The sequence below is a fragment of the Pseudomonas sp. 58 R 3 genome (assembly GCF_900006605.1).
Classification (GTDB): Bacteria; Pseudomonadota; Gammaproteobacteria; order Pseudomonadales; family Pseudomonadaceae; genus Aquipseudomonas; species Aquipseudomonas salomonii.
In genome coordinates, this window is record NZ_CVTT01000083.1 from 25,313 (window position 1) to 48,027 (window position 22,715).

The 22,715-nt window shown below is 62.0% G+C and carries 20 protein-coding genes; 7 read left to right on the forward strand and 13 right to left on the reverse strand.

The features are described 5' to 3' along the window. Nucleotides 1-16: 16 nt before the first annotated feature. From iolD to iolC, 5 genes are all read right to left on the reverse strand, one after another. Nucleotides 17-1,948, reverse strand: a complete 1,932-nt coding sequence (iolD, locus tag BFP92_RS26475; protein ID WP_065931777.1) for a 3D-(3,5/4)-trihydroxycyclohexane-1,2-dione acylhydrolase (decyclizing) — start codon at nt 1,946-1,948, stop codon at nt 17-19. An 88-nt stretch (nt 1,949-2,036) separates the two neighbouring features. After that, on the reverse strand, nt 2,037-2,858 hold the full coding sequence (locus BFP92_RS26480; protein WP_058421811.1) for a TIM barrel protein: 822 nt from the start codon (nt 2,856-2,858) through the stop codon (nt 2,037-2,039). A 26-nt stretch (nt 2,859-2,884) separates the two neighbouring features. After that, nucleotides 2,885-3,673 (reverse strand): 5-deoxy-glucuronate isomerase, encoded by a 789-nt coding sequence (gene iolB, locus BFP92_RS26485; protein WP_017136421.1) that lies wholly within the window; start codon nt 3,671-3,673, stop codon nt 2,885-2,887. After that, complete coding sequence (gene iolE, locus BFP92_RS26490; RefSeq protein ID WP_065931778.1) at nt 3,673-4,563, reverse strand: myo-inosose-2 dehydratase; 891 nt, start codon at nt 4,561-4,563, stop codon at nt 3,673-3,675. The genes iolB and iolE overlap by 1 nt, the downstream gene beginning before the upstream one ends. Before the next feature lie 122 nt (nt 4,564-4,685). Beyond that, nucleotides 4,686-6,623, reverse strand: a complete 1,938-nt coding sequence (iolC, locus tag BFP92_RS26495) for a bifunctional 5-dehydro-2-deoxygluconokinase/5-dehydro-2-deoxyphosphogluconate aldolase (protein WP_065931779.1) — start codon at nt 6,621-6,623, stop codon at nt 4,686-4,688. On the opposite strand from iolC, the gene BFP92_RS31545 reads away from it, so the two are divergent. Next, entirely contained in the window at nt 6,622-6,825 is a 204-nt protein-coding gene (locus BFP92_RS31545; RefSeq protein ID WP_139114125.1) for a hypothetical protein, read from the forward strand. The genes iolC and BFP92_RS31545 overlap by 2 nt on opposite strands. A gap of 82 nt (nt 6,826-6,907) precedes the next feature. Next, entirely contained in the window at nt 6,908-7,816 is a 909-nt protein-coding gene (locus tag BFP92_RS26500; protein WP_017136418.1) for a MurR/RpiR family transcriptional regulator, read from the forward strand. A 53-nt stretch (nt 7,817-7,869) separates the two neighbouring features. Here the strand turns inward: BFP92_RS26500 and BFP92_RS26505 are convergent, their stop codons facing one another. Beyond that, nucleotides 7,870-9,291: a MocR-like pyridoxine biosynthesis transcription factor PdxR gene (locus BFP92_RS26505; RefSeq protein WP_065931780.1), complete on the reverse strand. Its 1,422-nt coding sequence runs from the start codon at nt 9,289-9,291 to the stop codon at nt 7,870-7,872. A 94-nt stretch (nt 9,292-9,385) separates the two neighbouring features. Between BFP92_RS26505 and BFP92_RS26510 the strand changes: the two genes are divergently transcribed. Continuing rightward, nucleotides 9,386-10,615 (forward strand): multidrug effflux MFS transporter, encoded by a 1,230-nt coding sequence (locus BFP92_RS26510; RefSeq protein ID WP_065931781.1) that lies wholly within the window; start codon nt 9,386-9,388, stop codon nt 10,613-10,615. Nucleotides 10,616-10,771: 156 nt separating this feature from the next. Here BFP92_RS26510 and BFP92_RS26515 read toward each other — a convergent pair whose 3' ends face one another. Further along, nucleotides 10,772-11,677, reverse strand: coding sequence for a hypothetical protein (locus BFP92_RS26515; RefSeq protein ID WP_065931782.1), 906 nt, complete (start codon nt 11,675-11,677; stop codon nt 10,772-10,774). Between the two features lie 411 nt (nt 11,678-12,088). Between BFP92_RS26515 and BFP92_RS26520 the strand changes: the two genes are divergently transcribed. Together BFP92_RS26520 and BFP92_RS26525 are read left to right on the forward strand one after the other, a co-directional pair. Further along, on the forward strand, nt 12,089-12,772 hold the full coding sequence (locus tag BFP92_RS26520; RefSeq protein ID WP_003219726.1) for a response regulator transcription factor: 684 nt from the start codon (nt 12,089-12,091) through the stop codon (nt 12,770-12,772). After that, entirely contained in the window at nt 12,750-14,144 is a 1,395-nt protein-coding gene (locus BFP92_RS26525; RefSeq protein WP_065931783.1) for a sensor histidine kinase, read from the forward strand. Before BFP92_RS26520 ends, BFP92_RS26525 begins: the two co-directional genes overlap by 23 nt. 130 nt (nt 14,145-14,274) lie before the next feature. On the opposite strand, the gene BFP92_RS26530 is transcribed toward BFP92_RS26525, so the two are convergent. Genes BFP92_RS26530 through BFP92_RS26540 form a run of 3 tightly spaced genes read right to left on the reverse strand, consistent with a single transcriptional unit; the run spans nt 14,275 to nt 16,532 of the window. After that, nucleotides 14,275-14,685 (reverse strand): SRPBCC family protein, encoded by a 411-nt coding sequence (locus BFP92_RS26530; protein WP_065931784.1) that lies wholly within the window; start codon nt 14,683-14,685, stop codon nt 14,275-14,277. A gap of 27 nt (nt 14,686-14,712) precedes the next feature. Then, a complete protein-coding gene (locus BFP92_RS26535) occupies nt 14,713-15,510 on the reverse strand; it encodes an SDR family NAD(P)-dependent oxidoreductase (protein ID WP_065931785.1) in 798 nt (265 codons plus the stop codon). A 17-nt stretch (nt 15,511-15,527) separates the two neighbouring features. Next, nucleotides 15,528-16,532 carry an aldo/keto reductase gene (locus BFP92_RS26540; protein WP_065931786.1) on the reverse strand — a complete coding sequence of 335 codons (1,005 nt, stop codon included), beginning with the start codon at nt 16,530-16,532 and terminating at the stop codon, nt 15,528-15,530. Nucleotides 16,533-16,646: 114 nt separating this feature from the next. Here BFP92_RS26540 and BFP92_RS26545 point away from each other — a divergent pair, with 114 nt between their 5' ends. Further along, nucleotides 16,647-17,537: a LysR substrate-binding domain-containing protein gene (locus BFP92_RS26545; RefSeq protein ID WP_065931787.1), complete on the forward strand. Its 891-nt coding sequence runs from the start codon at nt 16,647-16,649 to the stop codon at nt 17,535-17,537. A gap of 116 nt (nt 17,538-17,653) precedes the next feature. On the opposite strand, the gene BFP92_RS26550 is transcribed toward BFP92_RS26545, so the two are convergent. From BFP92_RS26550 to BFP92_RS26560, 3 genes are read right to left on the reverse strand one after another with little or no spacing between them, the layout of a single operon-like run. Further along, a complete protein-coding gene (locus BFP92_RS26550; protein ID WP_065931788.1) occupies nt 17,654-18,946 on the reverse strand; it encodes an NAD(P)/FAD-dependent oxidoreductase in 1,293 nt (430 codons plus the stop codon). Further along, nucleotides 18,943-20,031, reverse strand: coding sequence for a polyamine ABC transporter substrate-binding protein (locus tag BFP92_RS26555; protein ID WP_065931789.1), 1,089 nt, complete (start codon nt 20,029-20,031; stop codon nt 18,943-18,945). Before BFP92_RS26555 ends, BFP92_RS26550 begins: the two co-directional genes overlap by 4 nt. A gap of 23 nt (nt 20,032-20,054) precedes the next feature. Beyond that, nucleotides 20,055-21,413 carry a glutamine synthetase family protein gene (locus tag BFP92_RS26560; RefSeq protein ID WP_065931790.1) on the reverse strand — a complete coding sequence of 453 codons (1,359 nt, stop codon included), beginning with the start codon at nt 21,411-21,413 and terminating at the stop codon, nt 20,055-20,057. A 138-nt stretch (nt 21,414-21,551) separates the two neighbouring features. Here BFP92_RS26560 and BFP92_RS26565 point away from each other — a divergent pair, with 138 nt between their 5' ends. Further along, nucleotides 21,552-22,448, forward strand: coding sequence for a helix-turn-helix domain-containing protein (locus tag BFP92_RS26565; protein WP_065931791.1), 897 nt, complete (start codon nt 21,552-21,554; stop codon nt 22,446-22,448). Nucleotides 22,449-22,715: the final 267 nt, after the last annotated feature.

Consider the following 22,715-nt stretch of genomic DNA (forward strand, 5'->3'; position numbering starts at 1 on the left):
ACAACTCCTCTTGTTATTAGTACTGCCGGGCCTTGGCCAGCTGTTCATTGAGTTTTTTCGCGGCGGCATTCGTGCGTTCACTGGTGGACACTTGCGCCACGCCCACACGCCACCACGACAGGTAGCCGTGGACCATGGTTTTGGGCAGAACCTTGATATCAATCAGCGTGGACACCGTTTGCGTGCGCGCATCGGCCAGGGCCGCTTCTAGCTGCTCCACGCTGCTGACCTTGTAGGTCTTGCAACCATAGGCTGCCGCACTCATGGCGAAATCCACCGGCACCAGGCCGCCGTCGAGCTTGCCGCTCTCGGGGTTACGAAAGCGGAACTCGGTGCCGAAGCTGTCCATGCCGTTGCCGATCTGCAGGTTGTTGATGCAGCCGAACGCCATGTTGTCGAGCAGTATCACGTTGATCTTGCGTCGCTCCTGGATCGAGGTGGCCAGCTCCGAGTGCAGCATCATGTAGGAGCCGTCGCCAACCAGCGCATACACCTCCTTGCTCGGCTCGGCCAGCTTCACACCGAGGGCGGCGTTGATCTCGTAGCCCATGCACGAATAGCCGTATTCGACGTGGTAGGTGTTGACGCCCTTGCTGCGCCAGGCGCGTTGCAAGTCGCCGGGCAGGCTGCCGGCGGCGGCGACGATGATCGCATCGTCGGCCAGGGTGTCGTTCAACACGCCAAGCACACGGCTCTGGGTCAGGCACGAACCGGTCAGTTCGATAAATTCGCGCAATACGGCGCGGTCCAGATGGTCATCCACCTCGGGCACAAAATCGTCGCCGTGGTATTGCACCTGGTGCACGCGATCCACTTCCGCGTCCAGTTGCGCCTTGGCGTCACGGACCTGCTCGCCCCAGCCGGCACGGTAGTCGCCCAAGGCATCGGCCAACGCTTCGAGGGCCACTTGGGCATCGGCCAGCACTTGCACGCCGTCGAGTTTCAACGCGTCGCACGGGCTGATATTGAGGTTGAGAAACTTCACCTCGGCATGCTTGAACAGCGACTTGGACGAGGTGGTGAAGTCGGTATAACGCGTGCCGATGCCAATGATCAGGTCCGCCTCGGGCGCCAACAGGTTCGCCGCCAGGCAGCCGGTTTCACCGATGCCACCGACGTTCAATCGGTGGCTGGACACCACCGCACTCTTGCCCGCCTGGGTTTCGGCGAAGGGAATCTCAAAACGCTCGGCAAACGCTTGCAGGGCCGCATTCGCGCCGGAGTACTTCACCCCGCCGCCACAGATGATCAGCGGCTTGCGCTTGCCCCGGAAGGCCGCCAGCGCATCACTGATCATCGCCGCCGTCGCCGGCCGACGTTCGATACGGTGCACACGCTTTTGCAGGAAATAATCCGGGTAGTCCCAGGCTTCGGCCTGCACGTCCTGCGGCAGCGCCAGGGTCACGGCGCCGGTTTCGGCCGGGTCTGTGAGCACGCGCATGGCATGGATCGCCGCCGTCATCAGTTGCTCAGGGCGGTTGATACGGTCCCAGTATTTGCTCACGGAACGGAAGGCATCGTTGGTGCTGATGCTCAGGTCGTGGAATTGCTCGATCTGCTGCAACACCGGGTCCGGCTGGCGGCTGGCGTACACATCACCGGGCAACAGCAGCAGCGGAATACGGTTGGCCGTGGCGGTGGCCGCCGCGGTGAGCATATTCGCCGCACCGGGGCCTACCGAGGCGGTGCACGCGTAAATCCTGCGGCGCAGGTGCTGCTTGGCGAAACCGATGGCGGCATGGGCCATGCCCTGCTCGTTACGGCCCTGATGCACCACCAGGTCGCCGCTGTCCTGCTCCAGCGCCTGGCCCAGGCCCAGCACATTGCCGTGGCCGAAAATCGTGAACACACCGGCGACAAACTTGCTCTGCACGCCATCGACTTCGATGTATTGGTTATCCAGGAACTTCACCAGGGCCTGGGCCATGGTCAGTCTTGTTGTGGTCATCACTTGCACCTTGTGTGAATGCAATTGGGTTGATTAACACTGCTTCAATGTGGGAGCTGGCTGGCTTGCTCCCACAGGTTAATCGGCGTCAGGTTCGGGGGTTTTGCAGGTGGGCGATACTGGCCCCGATGGCCTGCTGGATATCCGCCAACCCATGCACACTCTCGGCAAACGGCTCAAACGACAGGTAACCGCCGTACCCGCTGCTGAGCAACGTGTCGATCTGCGCGGCGTTGCCGAGGATATCGCCCTCGCCCACCAGCACACGGTGGCCGTCACGTATCGAATTGAGCGGCGCTTCGGCGTCTTCTACCCCGGAGATATGCACCAGCCCGGTCAGTTGCGGGAAGAACTCCTGCTCGCTGGCCAAGTGGTGGTGGAAGGTGTCATGCACCAGCCGGAACACATCCAGGCCGCCAATCGACTGAATGGCGTCCACCGCCACGCGCTTGCGGCGCAGGGCACATTCTTCAAAGCCCAGCGGCTCGATGAACCCGAGGATGCCGTACTCGCGCAGGATCGGCGCCAGCTCGCTCAGCGCCGTGCGCAAACCGGCGGCACGCTGGGCTTCGTTGCGCGTATCGCCGCGTTCATTCAACGGGCACATCACCAGGCCCTGCGCGCCGCATTCACGGGCATAAGTGGCGAGTTTGATCGCCTGGGCGCGACGCTCGTCATTCCACACGTCAAACGGGTACAGCGCATTGATCGACAGCACCGTGATGCCCTGCACCGCGCACAATTCACGCACGCGGCTGGCCGGGGTGCCGTATTCGATTTCATGGCCTTTAAGGTCGTTGCGAATCTCGATGGCATCGCACTTGAGGGCCGCGGCCAACTGGATAAAGTCCGGCAACGACAGGTTGGGGGCGACCATGCGGTTAAGGGCAAAACGTAGCGGCGACTTCATTGTTGTTGTTCTCCGTCCAAAACCGTTTAGAGGTCCAGCAGCCAGCTGTGCTGCGGGTCGTTATGGAAATGCCAGGCGCGTTTTGGCCCGGCCATCACGTTGAGGTAATACGATTCATAGCCATACGGCACGCTGACCGGGTGATACCCCTTGGGCACCACCACCAGGTCGCTGTTTTCCACGGCCATGGCCTGGTCGATGCTGCGATCGTCGGTGTACACGCGCTGGAACACAAAGCCCTGCGGCGGGTTGATCTGGTGGTAGTAGGTTTCTTCCAGAAAGCTCTGGTGCGGCAGGTCGTCGGTGTCGTGCTTGTGCGGCGGGTAGCTCGACGAGTGCCCGGACGGCGTGCGCACTTCCACCACCAGCAGCGAATGGGCCGGCTCGCTGTCGGGCAGGATGTCGCACACGTAGCGGGTGTTGGCGCCTTTGCCACGCACGCTGCGTTTGCACTGCTCGGGGCGAATCAGGCGCGGCTCAAAGCCCGGCGCACCGGGCGCGGCACAGACGGCAATCTGCACGTCGCTCAAGGCGGTAATCTGCGCATCGGTGCCGGGCGGCAGGTACGCGGCGAACGGGGATTTGTCTTCGAACACCGACTGGCGGTCGCCGAGGTTCTGCCAGTTAAAGCCTTCGCCTTCGATATTGACGCGACCGCTGAGCAGCACCAGGCACAGCTCTTGGTCCCCGGCGGTGACCGGCAGGGTTTCGCCCAGACTCAGTCGATAAGCGGAAAAACCCACGTACTCCAGGCGCCCTGCTTCCAGGGCCACCATGGTTTGCCCGCGTTTGCTGCTTTTGACCAACAGGCTCATCACTTAGTCCTCTCGTTGAGCAGCGCGCGCAGGGTGTCGTAGCCTTTTTTGGCATAGATATAGCTGGGCGCCACGGCCGGATCCTGCTCGGCTTCGACCACCAGCCAGCCCTTGTAGTGGGCAGCCAGCAGCACATCGAGCAACTCGGCAAAATCGATGTCGCCATCGCCGGGCACCGTGAACGTGCCGTTGACGATGCAGTCAGGGAAGCTCCACATCTGGTTGCGCGCCAGTTGCACCACCGGCTTGCGCACGTCCTTGAAATGCACGTGGCAGACGCGGTCGATGTGTTTACGCAGGACCTCGAGGGGTTCGCCGCCGCCCATGTAGCAATGGCCCGAATCGAACAGCAGGCCGACTTCCGGGCCCGTTCGTTTCATCAACTGGTCAATGTCTTCAGGGGATTCGACGTAGGCGCCCATATGATGGTGATACGCCAGGCGCACGCCTTGGGACAGGGTGAAACGCGCCAGCTCCGTGAGCTTGTCGGCGTAGTCCTGCCAGGCCTGTTCGCTGTGAAAACGCGGGCGTTCGATCAGGCGCACCTTCGAGCCCTGGATCGAGTCGGCGACCTCGCCGTACACCAGCACGTTAGCGCCATTGAGTTTAAGCAGTTCGACATGGCTGGCGATGGCTTCGATTTCTTCGGCCACCGAACGCCGCGCCAGGCGGCTGGAATACCAGCCGGAGACCAGCGCCAGGTCATAAGGGCGCAGCACATCGCCAACGCCCTTGGCGTCCTTGGGAAACTTGCCGTTGAGTTCAAAACCTTCGTAGCCGATCTCCTTGCCTTCGCTGAGTGCTGTGCTCAGCGGCGTTTCACCGCCCAGGGCCGGCAGGTCGTCGTTGCTCCAGGAGATCGGGTTGATGCCAATTCGGATTGCGGGCATGGCTGCACCTTTTGTTTTTATCTGACTTAAGCCTGGTTAGATCTGCTTAATGTGGGAGCTGGCTTGTGTGGGAGATGGCTTGCCTGCTCCCACAAAAAGCCAGCTCCCACATTTGACCGTGTTTAATTTCTGGAACTGCGCCAGGCATTGATAAGCTGCTCGAACGTGGCCTGCACCTGCTCAATCAACCCTTCATCATCAATCTCCCCCGCCATCCACGCACGGCTTGGCTCCTGGAAGATCGTACGGCCCACCGCGAACCCACGGCAGGTGGTGCTTTGGCTGGCTTGCTGAAAGCCATCGGCCAGAAACTGCGCCGAAGCATTCAGACCCAGCAGCACCACGCCACGGCAATACGGATCACGCTCGTGGATCAATTCGTCGAGCTTTTTCCAGTCTTCGGCCGACTGCGCCTCGATCTTCCACCACGCCGGGTAAATGCCCAGGTTGTACAGGCGCTTGAGGCTGCGATAGAGCACATCGGGATAGGTCGACGGGTGATCCTTGGGCGGCACGACTTCCAGCAGCAGTTCATGGCCGCTGACCAGGGACGCCTCGTACACCGCCTTGAGTTGCGCCTCTTGCTCCAGACGCAGCATCGGCTCGTCGTCGGGGTGGAACTGCACCAGGCACTTGATGATTTGCTCCTGGGGCCAGGCAATCAGGTTGCTGCCCACCGAGCGGCCATGTTCAAACGCCAGCGGCCGCGAGTTCTGCACCTCGACCGGGCGGGCGATCCACCAGCCACGGCCGCTGGCGGCATTCAATGCGTCCTGGCCGAAACGCTGGTCGGCCAGCAGGCCCACATCGGCTTCGATGCCCTGCTGCGCCAGCTTGGTTTCCACACGTTCGATGGCCTGGATAAACAGCTGCTTGATGTCGCTGATGCGGGTCAGGTCCTGGCCGCCTTTTTGCGCCAGGTCCACCAGTTGCCAGCGGTGGTCGAAGGCAAACACAAACAACTGTTTCCAGGTTTTGCGCGGCACCGTGACGCGGTGCAGGCGTTGCAGGGTCACGTCCTGGTCCGGCCGGGTGATGGGCACCGGGCTGTTGAACAGGTAATCCAGTTCGGCCGGCGTCGGCATGGCCGGCGCACAGGCGTGGCGGGACACGACCAGGCCGCCGCAGGCGTTGGCCAACTGGCTGCAACGCTCATCGCTGGCATCATTGATCCAGCCACTGAGGAAGCCGGACATGAAGGCGTCACCGGCACCCAGCACATTCAGCACTTCAACCCGCACGCCGGGGTAAATCGCGCCGTCTTCCAGGCGCGCCGGGATGGCGCCGTGGATCACCGTGCAGCCTTGCGGGCCGAGCTTGACCACCAGGGTCGCCGGGGTCAGTTCACGCACGGTGCGCAACGCCGTCAGCAGGTCTTCACTGCCACCGGCGATCAAGAACTCTTCTTCAGTGCCGACGATCAGGTCGAAACGCGGCAGGATGCTCTGCACATGCTGGCTGACGTTCTGGTCGGCAACAAACCGCGTTTCGCCATCCGCCTTGCCCGCCAGGCCCCACAGCACCGGGCGGTAGTCGATATCCAGCACACGCTTGACGTTGTGCTTGGCGGCGTAATCCAGCGCCTGGATGCTGGCCTTGTACACGCCATCGGTGGAGAAATGTGTGCCGGTGATCAACAAGGCTTTGCTGGAGGCGATAAAGGCCTCGCTGATGTCTTCGGCGCGCAGGGCCATGTCGGCGCAGTTTTCGCGATAGAACACCAGCGGAAAGGTTTCGCGGTCTTTAAGCCCCAGCAATACCAGGGCGGTGAGGCGTTCCGGGTCGACCTTGATACCGCTCACATCACAGCCTTCACGGGCCAGGGATTCGAGCAGGAACCGACCCATATGGTCATCGCCCACCCGGCTCAACATCGCCGACTTGAGGCCCAGCCGCGCCGTGCCGAAGGCGATGTTGGCGGAGGAACCGCCGAGGTACTTGGCAAAGCTGGACACGTCCTCAAGCCGCGCACCGACTTGCTGCGCATAGAGGTCGACGCCCAGGCGCCCGAGGCAAATCAGATCCAATTGACGCCCACTGGCAAAACGAGTCTGGCCCATGCTGGCTCCTGTTATTTTTATCAGCCTGCGTGGTGCCGCCATGGTGACGACACACGCTCTTGGTGCAAGCAGACTAGAACGTCCGGCGGCGGCAATCAATATTTATTCCATAATTATTTTTAGTGGAATATTTTTTCCAATAAGCCAGCATAATGGCATGCCAGCCGCCGTGCATCGTTTCAGCAGCCCACGGGCGCCGTGATGCCGAGGTATTTTTTTGCGCCTACCCTGTAGACTTGCGTCACCCATCAGCGCATCAGACGAACACGCCAGAAGGATTGCCCATGTCCCGCACCGATCCCGAGACCACCCTGGAAGATACGATCGCCAGCCCTCCGATCAATGCCGAACGCCTGTTGCAGCTGATCACGGACGAATACGAAAGCCTGCCGCGCCAGCTCAAACGCATTGCCAGCTACATGAGCCAGCAGAGCGACCGCATCATGGTCGACCGCATCAGCGACATCGCCCGCGAATGCGAAGTGCACCCTTCGGCCATCGTGCGGTTTTCCCAGCGCTTCGGTTTCAGTGGGTTCAGCGAGATGCAGGCGCTGTTTCGCGAGGCCTACACCCACAAGACCACGCCGGTGCAGAACTACCAGCAGCGCATCCGCAGCATGATCGCCAACAAGTCGCAGAAGGCCAGTGGCGGCGACCTGGCGCGTGAGTGCGTGAATGCCACCCTCTCCGGCATTGAGCGCCTGGGGCTGGAGCTCGATGATGTGGCGTTCGAGAAGGCGGTGGACCTGGTGGTCAACGCCGACAATATCTACGTGGTGGGTGTACGCCGCTCGTTTGCAGTGGCCGATTACCTGGTCTACAACCTGCAGCACACCAACAAGCGCATCCACCTGATCTCGGGCCTGGGCGGCAGTTATCGCGAGCAGATGCGCAGCGTGCGCGCCAACGACCTGGTGATCGCGATCAGCTTTACGCCCTACGGCAAAGAGACCCAGCATTGCCTGCGCATTGCCCAGCATCATCAGGCCAAGACCCTGATCATCACCGACAGCAACCTGTCGCCCCTGGCCAAGCGGGCGAACGCGGTGTTGTTGGTGAATGAGGGGTCGTCGTTTGCCTTCCGCTCCTTGAGCGCCACGTTGTGCTTGTGCCAGGCGTTGTTTATTGCCGTGGCGTATCGGTTGGAGTTGAAGGTGGATGAGATTCATGAGCAGGTCGGCTTCGACGACTGACCCGCCGGCAACACGGGTCTCCTGTGGTAGCTGGCTTGCCTGCCAAGCGGCAATCAAGCCCCCTTTAACAATGTCGCCAGAACCCGACCGTGAAAGCGGATCTGCGCCAGGGTCAGCGCGGTGTAGCCGATGATCACCGCCGGCGGCAGGCTGGCCTCATCACAGAACTTGCCCAACGGCTGCAAGGTCAGGCCGACGGCGGCAGCGCGGCTGCAAAAGTCCGCCTCGCCGACGCCCGTCGGCAACCACAGCACAAAATGCAACCCGGCCTGCTGGCCGCTGAGCGTGCAGCCCTGCGGCAGGCAGGCGAGCAACGCATCGCGGCGTGCCTGATAGGCTTGGCGTGAAGCGCGCAAATGCCGCACGAACGCCCCGCTGCCCAGGAACTCCACCAGGCCCAACTGATCCGTAGCGCCCACCGAATGCCCGGTCAATTGTGAGGTGCGCAACAACCCGGGCCGCAGCGCCCTGGGCACCACCATGAAGCCCACACGCAAGCCGGGAAACAGGTTCTTGTTGAAGCTGCCGCAGTAGATCACTCGGTCGCCGGAATCGAGGGATTTGAGCGCGGCCAGTGGCGCGCTGTTGTAGTTGTATTCGCTGTCGTAATCGTCTTCGACCACCCAGGCGTCAGCGCGGGCAGCCCAGTCCAGCAATGCCAGGCGGCGCGAGACCGACAGTGTCATGCCCAACGGCGCCTGGTGCGCAGGCGACACGTAAGCCAGCCGCGCCGTGGCTGGGAGCTGGGCGGTGTCGAGGCCGTCGGCTGTGATCGGGATCGATTCAACCCGCGCACCGGCCAGGCTGAACAGGCGCCGAGCGGGCTTGTAACCTGGGTCTTCGACGCACGCCGTGTCGCCGAGCTTGAGCAAGGTGCGCGCGATCAGGTCAAGGGCGTGACGAATGCCCGTGGTCACAATCACTTCATCCGCCTCGCAATGCATGCCGCGGTAACTGCGCAGGTAGTCGGCGATTTGCTCGCGCAACGCCGGCAACCCGGCCGGGTGGGCGGCCTCCAGAGCACCCGGCCCCGCCGCCAGCAAACCTCGGGAAATACAGCGTGCCCAGGTTTTCAAGTCGAACAGGCCGGCATCCGGGCGCCGGGCCACAAAGGGCACGTGGCTTTGCACGCCTGCATCGGACTGATCAGGCACGGCCAGGCGGCGTAGGTGGCTGCTCGGCGTTGGGGCCGCAATGAATTGCTCAGGGATCACCGCACTCACCCGCGTACCGGAGCCCGCCACGCGCTCTACGTAGCCCTCGCTGTGCAGGCGCTCGAACGCCGCTTCCAGGGTGCCACGCGATACCAGCCAGCGTTCGGCCAGGCTGCGGGTCGACGGCAAACGGCTGCCCGCCGGCAACTGCCGGTTGAGGATGGCGGCGCGCAATGCGTCGTAAGCGCCCTGCTGTTTACCGGCGTCCAGGGAGTCCGGGCGCGGCAGGTCGAGGCTGGCGGCGGTTTTGCCTCGGGGCATAAGTGGTCCAGTGCTTTAAGCCATAAGTGGCTCAAAGGATTAAACCACAAAGTCGTTAGAGTTCAGGCTCTACTCGTTAGTGAAGAAGCTTCCCATGACTCAACGCGCCCTCTCCACCGGGTTTTGGCTGGTCCTGTTGACCGTGCTGATCGCCCTGCCCCGCCTGACCCTCGACCTGCACTTGCCGGCCCTGCCCGCCATGGCCGACTACTTCCACAGCAGCGACAGCCAACTGCAACTGACCCTCACGCTGTACACCCTCGGTTCGGCGATTTCCCTGCTGGTCAGCGGCCCGTTGACCGACCGTTTCGGTCGGCGCCCGGTCTTGCTGGCCGGGCTGCTGCTGTACGTGGTGGCGACGGTGACCTGCGCCCAGGCCGACAGCCTCGGCGTGCTGGTGATCGCCCGGCTGTTCCAGGCCCTCGGCGGTTGCTGCACCACGGTGATCGGCCGCGTGATCGTGCGCGATTACTTCGATCGCCACGAACAGGCGCGCCTGCTGGGCTTGATCTCCATGGCTATGGCGATCTCGCCGATGGCCGCGCCGGTGCTTGGCAGCCTGATGCTGCCCTTGATCAACTGGCGTGGCTTGTTTGTGCTGCTGGCCATGATCGGCGCCGTGCTGTGCCTGGTGGTTTACCGCCGCCTGCCGGAAACCCGCCCGACCGAAGTTGCCGCTGCGCCGCCGAGCAACCTGCTGCGCGTGTATGGCCAACTGCTGCGCGACCGCTATTTCCTGCGCTACGCCCTGGCCATCGGCTGTGTGTACAGCACGTATTTTCCGTTTATCAGCGAGTCGTCTTCGCTGTTGCAGCGCGGCTACCAACTGACGGCCACGGAATACGCGCTGGTATTCGCCGCGACGATCAGCGGCTACATGCTCGGGGCGAACCTGTTTCGCCGTTTGGTATTGCGCTTGGCGCCCGACCGCTTGATCAACGCTGGGATCGGCCTGAATGTGCTGGGCAGCGTTTTGCTGGCGATGGCGACCCTCGCGCTGCCGGGAGAATGGCTGGCGATTGTGCTGCCGATGGTGGTGATCATGGTGTCGGTGGGGATGGTGATTCCGGCCTGCCAGCTGTCGGTGCTGCAGCCCTATGGCGCGATTGCGGGGACGGCGTCGGGGTTGTTCTTCTTTATCCAGATGATCCTGACGGCGGTGAGCAGTTGGGTGACGGGCTTGATGTCGAATGGCACTTCACTGCCCTTGGTGATCATGACTTCAGTGGCGAGCGCCCTCCTGATCACAAGCTGGCTGACACTGCGCAAAACCCAATGTGGGAGCGGGCTTGCTCGCGAAAGCGGTGTATCAGTCAGCTCATGAATAGCTGAAAGACCGCCTTCGCGAGCAAGCCCGCTCCCACAGGGGGGACCGAGCTTGGCTCAGGTTTTAGTGCATAAAGATCGCGATCAGGATGATCACCGGAATCGGCACGCCGAGGAACCACAGTAGTAATGAGCGCATGATGTTCTCCTTGAATTAACGAACGTAGTTTTCGGTTTCGACGTACACCACAGCATCCCGACGACGACCGCCGAAGGTAGCCGCGAAGCTGGCAAAGAACGCGCCGATCAACAGGGCCACAAAGGTCCACAGCGAGGTGTAGGCGGCGACTTTGGCGGCTGTGTCGGCCGCTTGCTTGGCTTTGAGCTTGGCGTCTTCGATAGCTTTACGGGCTTCGCCGTAGACCTTGTCGATACGCGCTTCGGCATCGGCCTGGCTGAGGTTGGTGCGCTGGCTGATCAACTGGGCCAGGTAGGTACGGTCTTCCGGTGCCAGTTGGCCGTCGTTGCTCAGGGTGCGGGTGAGGATGCGTGCAACCACGCCGTGTACCGCGTCATCGCTCACAGCCGCTGGACGGTCATCGCGGAACAGGCTGTCGACGTAGTAGTCGAAGTCGCCGCTGTTGGCACCCTTGGTTGCGCTGCCGGCGGCCTGACTGATGCCGCTGGCGGCACCTGCCGCCACACTGGCACCGGCTTTCACGCCGCCGCTGACCACGCTGCTGACCGAACCGACCACCAGGACCGCGGTGACCAGGGTTGCGACGGCCCAGGCGAGGAAACCATGGGCCGTGTCGCGAAAGTACACTTCATCGCCATGCATGTTCGCCCACTTCACACGCAACCGGCCGGCAATGTAACCGCCCAGGCCCGAAGCGACGATTTGGGTGAATGCCAGCCAGATAATCGTGGAAATACCCAGCCCCTTGGCGCTCATGCCACTGTCGGCCCACGGCGACACGGCCGAAAAGCCAAGGCCGAAGCCCAGCAGCACCAGGATAAGCGACAGTGCAGCCGCCGCAGCGGCTCCGGCAAAGATTGCGCCCCAGGAAACCCCAGAGCGCGCGCTTGACTCTTGCAGCGTGGATGACGATGTGATCATTGTTGTTTTGCTCCCGGCAGGAAAAATAGTGTTACAAGTCTCAAAACAGACAGTGCAGGCAGCGTGCCAGTCGGGTCTAAAATTAAAGTTCTTTTATTTCAACAGGTTAAGTAATTTGAACTTCCCATGACCGTGCAACTTGCAAGAAACAACAGTCGCAGGCGTGCTTTATGCAATCTCACGGCAAACCCGCTCACTGTGTGAGCTGGCTTGCCTGCGATAGCGGTCTTCCAGGTTGATATTTTGTGTCTGATACACCGCCATTACAGGCAAGCCAGCTCCCACAGTGGAGGTGTGCAACCCGGATATTTGTGGTGGTTTTGCCAAGATGAAGTTTAATTTAGGAAACATTCAGCTACTTCTTGGCAAAATGACCCCACTTCTAGTGTGAATCGCTCACCAGGTAATCCTATGACCCGTATTTTGACCATCGAGGATGACGCCGTAACAGCCCGCGAGATCGTCGCCGAGCTGAGTAGCCATGGACTGGATGTGGATTGGGTGGACAACGGCCGCGAAGGCCTGGTCCGCGCTGTGAGTGGTGATTACGATCTGATCACCCTCGACCGGATGCTGCCGGAGCTGGATGGCCTGGCCATCGTCACGACCCTGCGCACCATTGGGGTGTCGACGCCGATCTTGATGATCAGCGCCCTCTCCGATGTCGACGAGCGCGTGCGCGGCCTGCGGGCCGGTGGCGATGACTACCTGACCAAGCCGTTCGCCTCCGACGAAATGGCCGCCCGTGTCGAAGTCCTGCTGCGGCGCAAAAGCACGGTCAAGGAATTCGAAACCGCCCTGCGCGTGGCCGACCTGGAACTGAACCTGATCAGCCGCGAAGCCAGCCGCGCCGAGCAGCCGCTGAGCTTGTTGCCCACCGAATACAAACTGCTTGAGTTCCTGATGCGCAACACCGGGCAGATCCTGTCGCGGATGATGATCTTCGAGGAAGTCTGGGGTTATCACTTCGACCCGGGCACCAACCTGATCGATGTGCACATCGGTCGCCTGCGCAAGAAAATCGATCCACCGGGCCTCACGCCGCTGATCCGCACGGTACGAGGTTCCGGTTATGTCATTGCTGAACCCCTCTAAGGGCTGGCGCTCCTCCAGCAGCCGCTTGCTGGCGCTCTACAGTTCGCTGTTCGTGGCCTGGAGTTGCATCCTCATGGGGGTGCTGTATTTCGAAGTGTCGGGTTACCTGGGCGACCTGTCCCGCCACTCGTTGATGCAGCGTCAGCACTTGTTTCAGCGTTTCGACGGCGAAGAACTGGTGGAAGCCCTGACTACCAGCATGACCTTCGACATGAAGGGCGTGGACGCCTATGGCCTGTTCGATGAGCAATTTCGCCCCTTGAGCGGGCCGATCCGCGCCGTGCCGCCGGATTTGCCGCTGGACGGCAAGATCCACGCGCTGGCCAATTGCGTCGAGTCCGACGACCCCAAACTGCCCAAAGACAGCTGCGACGCCGTCGCCACCCACACCGAAGACGGGCGTTGGCTGGTGCTGGTGCGGGCCAACGGTTCGCTGTTCGGCGTCACCCGGATCATCTGGCATGCCCTGCTGTGGGCGCTGTCGCTGACCATTATTCCGGGCGCGGCCGGCTGGCATTTGTTGCGCCGCCGCCCGTTGCGGCGTATTCGCGGGATCCAGGCGAGTGCCGAGGCCATCGTTGCCGGTGACCTGACCCACCGCCTGCCGCTGTCGAACCGGCGTGATGAGCTGGATATGCTTGCGGCCATCGTCAACGCCATGCTCGACCGCATCGAGAAGCTGATGAACGAGGTCAAGGGCGTGTGCGACAACATCGCCCACGACCTGCGCACCCCGCTGACACGCTTGCGCGCGCAGCTGTACCGCATCAAGCAGGAAGCCGAGGAGAACTCGGTGTACGCGGTGAAGCTCGACGACGCCATCGCCGAGACCGACACGCTGATGGCACGCTTTCGCGGGCTGTTGCGCATCTCCGAGCTGGAAGACCACCAGCGCCGCTCGGGTTTCCTGGTGATGGACCCGCTGCCGCTGCTGCGCGAACTGCATGACTTTTATCTGCCGTTGGCCGAAGAAGGCGAATTGCAGCTGCGCCTTGAAGTGCCCGAAGCGCTGCCGTGGATCACCGGCGACCGTGCGCTGTTGTTCGAAGCCTTGGCCAACCTGCTGAGCAACTCGATCAAGTTCTCCCCCGCCGGTGGCGAGGTGATCTTGCGGGGTGTGAATGACGGCGGCAGCACGCGCATCGAAGTGCACGACTCCGGGCCGGGTATTCCGGCAGCGGAACGTGATGCGGTGTTCCAGCGGTTTTACCGTGTGGATGAAAGCGACCAGCAAGGCGGCTTCGGTTTGGGCCTGTCGATTGTGGCGGCGATTATCAACTTGCATGGGTTCAAGCTGGAGGTCGGCAGCAGCCAGAGCGGCGGTGCGCGGTTGATGCTGGAGTGTCGGCAGCAGTTGATGCCCGAAGCCTGATCGCTGATCGTTCCCACGCTCCGCGTGGGAATGCAGCCCAGGACGCTCCGCGTCCCACAGCGTGACGCGGAGCGTCACAGGAGGCATTCCCACGCGGAGCGTGGGAACGATCAACGGCTTTGCCTGTTAGTTAGAAGTTGGCGCGCAACGCCTCGAGGCCGTCGCCGTACACACCGGTGAACAACGCTTCCACCGCCGCATCCGTGGTTCCGGCTGCCGGGGTGAACACGCCGGACCAGGTCACTTTCGCCGAGCTGTCGGTGAGCGCCTCAACCTGCAAGGTCGCAAGGTAGGCACTCACCGGAAACGGCGACTGCTCGATGGTGTAGCTGTAGCTGCGCGCTACGTTATCAAAACGCTGCAAACGCTCGACCACCACACCGCCATCCGCGGTTTGCAGGTGGCGCACGCGCCCGCCCTCGCTCGGCTCGCTCTTGACGATAAACGGCAGCCAATCCGGCAGCGCGTTGAAGCCACCGACCAATTGCCAGACCTGATCGGCCGACACCGGAATTTCAATCACAGAAGAAGCTGTCGCCACACTAAATACCCCAGAAAAAACAAGATTTCAGATCGCCATGCTGTCGACCACACCACCGTCGACCCGCAGCGCAGCGCCTGTGGTTGCAGAAGACAGCGGTGAAGCAATGTACGCCACCAGGTTCGCCACTTCATCCACATTCGCCGCGCGCTGGATGATCGAGGTCGGCCGCGCGTTACGTACAAATACGTCGGCCTCGTCCCGCGCACTGCGCCCGGACTTTTGTGTGGCGTCCTTGAGCATCTGCTCCAGGCCGTCGGTAAAGGTCGGCCCCGGCAGCACTGCGTTAACCGTCACGCCGGTGCCCGCCAGGCGCTTGGCCAGGCCATGGGAAACCGCGAGGTTGGCGCTTTTGGTCACGCCGTAGTTGATCATGTCGGCCGGTGTGGCCACGCCGGACTCCGACGACAGGAAGATCACCCGCCCCCAGCCCTGCTCGACCATGCCGGGCGTGTAATGCCGTGCCAGGCGTACGCCGGAGATCACATTGACCTCGTAGAAGCGCGTCCACTCGCTGTCGGGTGCGTCGAAGAAATCCACATCGTTGAAGATGCCCAGGTTGTTGACCAGGATGTCGGCACGCGGTTCGGCGGCGAACAGTGTCTGGGCGCCTGCGGCGGTGCCGAGGTCGGCCACCAGCCCGCGCAGATCAGCGCCCGGCACCGCCTGGCGAATGCTTGCCAGCGCGTCGTCGACCTTGCCCGATTCGCGCCCGATCACCACCACGGTGGCGCCACAGGCTGCCAGCGCCTGGCTGATGCCCAGGCCAATACCGGCGGTGCTGCCGCTGACGATGGCTACTTTGCCGCTTACATCAATGTTCATCGGTGGTACTCCTGAAGTTAGAGCGGCAGAGGCGCACGGGCCGAAATCAACCGGGCATCGCGCAGCGCCTGCCAGAAGGCTGCCGGGATCTTCTCTGACAACGCCGCAACGTCTTCGGCAATCCGCCCCGGACGACTGGCACCCGGAATCACCGCCGCCACGGCCGGATGCGCCAGGGAAAATTGCAGGGCTGCGGCTTTTACGCTGACCCCGAACGCCTGGGCAATCGCCTTGATCTGCTCGACTTTATCGATGATCGCGGGGCTCGCCTGCTGGTATTCGAAGTGCGCGCCACCGGCCAGAATGCCGGAGCTGTAAGGCCCGCCGACGACAATCTCGACATTCTGCGCCAAGGCTGCGTCCATCAAACGCTGCAAGGCACGTTCGTGGTCCAGCAAAGTGTAGCGGCCGGCCAGCAGGAAGCCATCGGGCTGGGCGTCGCTGAGGTCCAGGGTCAGCTCGCAGGGTTCAACGCGGTTGACGCCCAGGCCCCAGGCCTTGATCACGCCTTCTTCGCGCAAGCGGGTCAGCACTTTGAAGGCACCGGTGCGCGCCTGGTTGAAGTAGTCCAGCCATTGGTCGCCGTAGAAATCCTGGGCGATATCGTGAATCCACACGATGTCCAGGCGATCGGTTTGCAGGCGCTTCAGGCTGTCTTCGATGGACCGCAAGGTGGCGTCGGCGCTGTAATCGTTGAGCATCTTGTTGGGACGGCCGTGTTCGAACACGCCGCTTTTTTCGCCGAGGTCGCGGGCGCTTTCTTCGACTTCATCGAGAATCACCCGGCCCACTTTGGTGCTGAGCACGAAGTCATCGCGGTTGTACTGCGACAGCGCCTGGCCCAGGCGGATTTCCGACAGGCCCGAGCCGTAGAAGGGAGCGGTGTCGAAGTAACGCACGCCATGGTTCCAGGCGGCCTCGACGGTGGCCTGGGCTTCGTCTTCAGCAATTGCGCGGAACATATTGCCCAGCGGTGCAGTGCCAAAGCCCAGCGGGCCGGGCAGTTTGTCTTTCAAGCTCATGGTGGATCCTCAATCGGTTGTGGGTCGCTGTGACCGTTGAGCAGATCCTAGATTGCAGAGATCGGACCGTCCAAGACATACTGCGACCAACTTGAGTCCTGCAAGGTCTTACACATGATTGATCTTCGCCAACTGCGCTACTTCGAAGTGGTCGCTGAAGAAGAACACGTCGGCCGTGCCGCCGAGCGCCTGCATATCTCGCAGTCGCCGCTGAGCCGGCAGATCGCCCAGCTGGAAGAGCGCCTGGGCCTGACCCTGTTCGAACGCAGCCAGCAGCGCATCCGCCTGACGCGCGATGGCCAGACGTTCCTGGCGGAAACCAAGGCGCTGTTGACCCACGCCAATCGCCTGGAGTCCCTGGGCAAGCGCCTGGGACGCGGCGAAGAAGGTGGTTTGTGCATCGGCTACATCGAAAACGCCATGCATGCCGGCGTGCTGCCCAATGCGTTGCGCGTATTGCGCGATGACCGGCCCACCGTGCATATCAAGCTGTACAACTTGCCGTCGCTGGAACAGCTCGAAGGCTTGCGTCAACGCAGCCTCGACATTGCCCTGGTCGGCGAGCCACCAGCCACCGATGACCCGGACCTGACGGCGCTGCAGGTGCTGGACGACCCGATGCTGCTGGCGCTGCCGGAGCAGCATGCATTGGCGCACCACAGCGAATTGCTACCCGAGCATCTGGCTGATCAGGAGTGGATCGGCGTGCAACGCAAACCTGGCGCCAACCCGGCGGACGACTTTGTGGCGGCGTGCATACGTGCCGGGTTCACGCCGCAGATTCCCATGGAAGCCAGTGAGCCGTTTACCGCCCTCGGCCTCGTCGCCTCGGGGTTGGGTGTGGCGATGGTGCAAAAGGGGTTGAGCCGCAATGCGCCGCCTGGGGTGGTGTTGCGCGAGTTGCCTTGGCTGAGTTACACCACACCGTTATGGGCGGCGTGGCACCGGGTTAATTTGCGGCCGCTGGTGGAAACGTTCAGGAAGGTGCTGACGCAAACCCTGTAAAGGCCAGCGCAACGGGTGGCCTCATCGCCCCGGCCATACTCGATCCAATGTCAGCCACTCATGCCCTTGCCTCAATCTTTTCCCCTCAGGCTCATCCGGTTAAACGCGGCTGGCGGTCAGCGCATTTCCCGCAACCGGTACCACAGCATCCCCAACGCCAGCAGTGGTGAGCGCAAGGCCTTGCCGCCGGGGAAGGTCATGTGCGGCACTTGGCTGAAGATATCCAGGCCGTGGCTTGCGCCGGCGTGAATGCCTTCGGCGAGCAGGCGCGCGCACCAATGGGTCACGTTCAGGCCATGCCCGGAATAGCCCTGGGCATAGAACACATTCGGGTATTGCTTGAGGCGCCCGACCTGGGGAAAGCGGTTGGCGGTGATGCCGATCTTGCCGCCCCACTGGAACTCGATGGCGGTGCCGGCCAACTGCGGGAACACCTTGAGCAACTTGGGCTGCATATACGCGGCAATATCCGCAGGGTCACGCCCCGAGTAATGGCAGGCGCCGCCGAACAGCAGGCGCCGGTCAGCCGAGAGCCGGTAGTAATCGAGCCCGACTTTCTGGTCGCACAGGGCGAGGTTTTGCGGGATCAATTGCTGGGCCCGTTCGACCGACAGCGGCTCGGTGGCGATGATGTAGCTGCCCGCCGGCAGCACCTTGCCGCTCAAGCGCGGTTCCAGTTCCTCCAAATGCGCGTTGCAGGCCAGTACCAGATTAGCCGCACGCACCGTGCCGCCGGCGCAACGCACCTGCACCGTATCGCCGTGCACCAACTCCAGCACCGGGGTCTGTTCGAAAATCTTCACCCCCAGCGACTCGGCCACCTGCGCCTCGCCCAGCACCAGGTTCAACGGGTGCAAGTGCCCGGAGCCCATGTCCACCAGGCCGCCAGCGTAGACGCTGGAGCCCACCACCTGCGCCATGTCTTGCGGGCCGACCAGACGGGTTTCAGGGGCATAACCCAGCGCTGCCAGGCCCGCCTGCTCGCCCTTGAACGCGGCAAACTGCGCCGGGGTGTTGGCCAGTTCGCAAAAGCCCCAACGCAAATCGCAGTCAATGCTGTGCTGGGCAATGCGCTCGCCCACCAGCGCCACCGAGTCGATCCCGGCGCGCTCCAGGTAACGCACGCCCTCCTCGCCCACATACTTGGCGAAGCCCGACACGTCATGGCCGATGCCGCGAATCAGTTGCCCGCCATTACGCCCACTGGCGCCCCAGCCGATGCGCCGGGCCTCCAGCAGGATCACCGAGAGCCCGCGCTGGGCCAGTTCAATCGCGGTGTTGACGCCGGTTAACCCGCCGCCGATCACGCACACATCAGCGCTCAGGTCGGCGCTCAGCGACGGGCGCTCCGGCATGGCGTTGGCCGAAGCCCGGTAGTAGGACCGGGCGTGGTCATTGGACTGGATCATTTGTTGGTCTTCACTTTGCTCCAGGCGCGGGTCATCAGGCGCATGGTCGCCGGGGTCGGCGTGGTGGAAATATACAGTTTGTCGAGCACTTCCTGGGGCGGGTACACCTCAGGGTTGTTCACCAGCTCCGGCGCCATAAAGGGCTTGGCCGCCGGGTTGGCGTTGGCATAACCGACCGCGGCACTGACCTTGGCGATCACCTCAGGATCGAGCAAATAATTGATAAAGGCGTGGGCCTCTTTCGGGTTGCCGGCATCGGCTGGAATCGCCAGCAGGTCGAACCACAGGTTGGAGCCTTCCTTGGGAATCGAGTAGGCGATATTCACGCCGTTCCTGGCTTCCCTGGCGCGGTTGGCGGCTTGAAATACGTCGCCTGAATAGCCGAAGGCCACGCAGATATCGCCGTTGGCCAGGTCGGAGATGTACTTGGAAGAATGGAAATAGGTGATGTACGGGCGCAGCGTCAGCAGCTTGGCTTCGGCCTGTTTGTAGTCCTCGGGGTTTTCGCTGCGCGGGTCTTTGCCCATGTAGTTGAGGATCGCCGGGAACAGCTCATCCGCCGAATCCAGGAAGGCTACGCCGCACTGGTTGAGCTTCTTGATGTTCTCCGGCTCAAACAGCACCGCCCATGAGTCGATGTGGTCGATGCCCAGCACTTGCTTGACCTTGTCGACGTTGTAGCCGATGCCATTGGTGCCCCACAGGTACGGCACCGAGTGCGCGTTGCCGGGGTCGTTTTTCTCCAGCAGCTTGAGCAGTTTGGGGTCGAGATTCTTGAAGTTGGGCAGCTGCGAGCGGTCGAGTTTCAAGAACGCGCCGGCTTTTACCTGGCGCGCCAGGAAGTGGTTGGACGGCACCACCACGTCATAGCCGGTGCGCCCGGCGAGCAACTTGCCTTCCAGGGTTTCGTTGGAGTCGAATACGTCATAGGTCACCTTGATCCCGGTCCTGGCCTGGAAATCGGCCAAGGTGGTCTCGCCGATATAGTCGGTCCAGTTATAGACGCTGACCGTCTGGGCGGCCTGGCCGCTGCTGCTGAACGCCGCGACGAGAGCCAGCGGGAGAAGCTTTTTCACAAGACGCATATCGACACCCCTTTATTGGTTTTTTAGACGCTCAACAGCAGGAACTCACGCTCCCAGGAACTGATCACCCGCTTGAAATTTTCGTGCTCGGCGCGTTTGACCGCCACGTAGCCACGCACGAACTTGTCGCCCAGGTACTGCTTGACCGTGTCGCAGTCCTCCATGCGCGCCAGGGCATCTTCGAGGGTGAACGGCAGGCGCAGGTTGCGGCGCTCATAGGCACGGCCTTCCACCGGCGCGCTCGGTTCAATCTGCTCGATCATGCCCAGGTAGCCGCACAGCAAGCTCGCGGCAATCGCCAGGTAGGGGTTGGCATCCGCGCCCGGCAGGCGGTTTTCCACGCGCATCGCGTCGGGGCTGGAGGTCGGCACACGCAGGCCGACGGTACGGTTTTCTTCGCCCCACTCCACGTTGACCGGCGCCGAGGTGTCCGGCAAAAAGCGGCGGAACGAGTTCACGTTCGGCGCAAACATCGGCAGCAGCTTGGGGATGTACGTTTGCAGGCCACCGATGTGATGCAAAAACAGTTGGCTCATCTTGCCGTCGGCGTCGACGAACACCGGTTTGCCGGTGGCGATATCCACCACGCTCTGGTGCAGGTGCATGGCGCTGCCCGGCTCGTCGGCCACCGGTTTGGCCATAAAGGTCGCGGCCACATTGTGCTTGAGCGCGGCTTCACGCAGGGTGCGCTTGAACACGGTGATCTGGTCGGCCAGGTCAAGGGCATCGCCATGGCGGAAGTTGATTTCCATCTGCGCCGGGCCGTCTTCGTGGATCAGTGTGTCGAGGTCCAGACCCTGCAGTTCACACCAGTCATAGACGTCTTCGAACAGCGGGTCGAATTCGTTGGCGGCGTCGATGGAAAACGACTGACGCCCGGTTTCGGCCCGGCCCGAACGGCCCACCGGGGTTTTCAGCGGCAGGTCCGGGTCTTCGCAGCGCTGGGTCAGGTAGAACTCCATTTCCGGCGCGACAATCGGCTGCCAGCCTTTGTCGGTGTACAGCTGCAGAACTTTTTTAAGCACATTGCGCGGCGACAACTCGATGGGGTTGCCCTGCTTGTCGAAGGTGTCGTGGATCACAATCGCGGTGGGCTCGATGGCCCACGGTATTACATACGTGGCGTTGGACACCGGGCGGCAGATCATGTCGATGTCGGCAGGGTCGAGCAGGTCGTAGTAGATATCGTCGTCGACAAAGTCCCCGGTCACCGTTTGCAGCAGCACACTTTCCGGCAGGCGCATGCCTCGCTCATGCAGGAACTTGTTGGTGGGCGCAATCTTGCCGCGTGCGATGCCAGTCAAATCACTGATCACGCATTCGACTTCGGTAATTTTGTGTTCTTTCAGCCAGGCGGACAGCTGATCGAAGGGGGCGTTCATAAGGACCTCGTCATGGGTTGGATGCTGCGCCGACTTGTACTCCCGGCGCATTGAGGTCTATCTTGGGCCAGCCTTGAAACAGCATCTATCCACTTTGCACCAACCACAACGCACCAATAGAGTGCGCCCAGGTTACCCATGACACAGGCAACAGCTTTGCGCGTACAGGCCTTCACCACCGGTGATGTGGCCACTCAATGCAGTGCGACACCCGGTTGGGTGCAGCAGTACCAGCAGATGTCCCCGGGGCATTTTGCCGGGCAGATCCGCTACCTCGACCTGCACGGCGTCGAGGTCTACGAAGAGTGCATGAACACGCGCGTCGAACAGCATTTCAACGCGCCTCCCGGCTCGCTGGCGTTCTGTTTCGATGGCAGCGACAACGCGCTGTACATGCTCAATGGCGAAAGCCGCAACACCTGGATCACCCCGGAAAACTACCGCGAAGTGGCGGTGGTATTCGGCCCGCAGTTTGTGCAGCGCCATGGTTTGGATGTGGCGAAACTCGAGGGGTTGTTCATGGCGCCGCTGACCTGCCAGCAGAACGCGCTGTTCAGCCGTTGGCTCAGTGGCACGCTGACGCGGCTGTCCGCGCTGACGGACCCTATCGGCCGTGATGCTCTCACCCAGCAACTGCTTGATGACTGCCTGTTTATTCTCGACAACGCCTGTGTGTGCCTGGACCGCAGCTCGTTGCAGCGGCGCAGCGACGAGCGCCTGTTGATGGCGCGCATCGGCGAATGGGCGGCGGATGCGCCGGATGAAACCGTCAACCTGCTGGAACTGGCGCAGATTGCCGGTGTGCCGTTGCGTCAATTGCAGCAAGGCTTCAAGACTTACACCGGGATGAGCCCGGCGCAGTGGTTGCGCTTGCGCCGGTTGAACGGGGCGCGCCGTGAGTTGTTGAGCTCGACTCGGGCCACGGTGGCTGAGGTGGCGATGAACTGGTCGTTCTGGCATTTGGGGCGGTTTTCGCAGAGTTATCGGGCGTTGTTTCGGGAGCTGCCCAGTGAGACGCTCAGGCGCTTGGGTTGACGTGTGTTTTTGGTACTGACCTGGGGGGCCGCCGACTTCGTCAGCGAAAAGGATGTAAGGGCCAGAGCAACAGCAACAGGCGACTTCATTTTCAAAGCTGCATGCGATCAACTGTGGGAGCGTGTTGCATCAGGTAGATAGGCTTTTGCTTTGCAATTGATCTGGCTCTTGATTCAACCACTCAGGTCGGCTTTACACAAAACAACCCAACACAACCCTTCTCAATAGCTTGTAAATCCCGGCACATCCCCCTAGCTTATGCGCCCC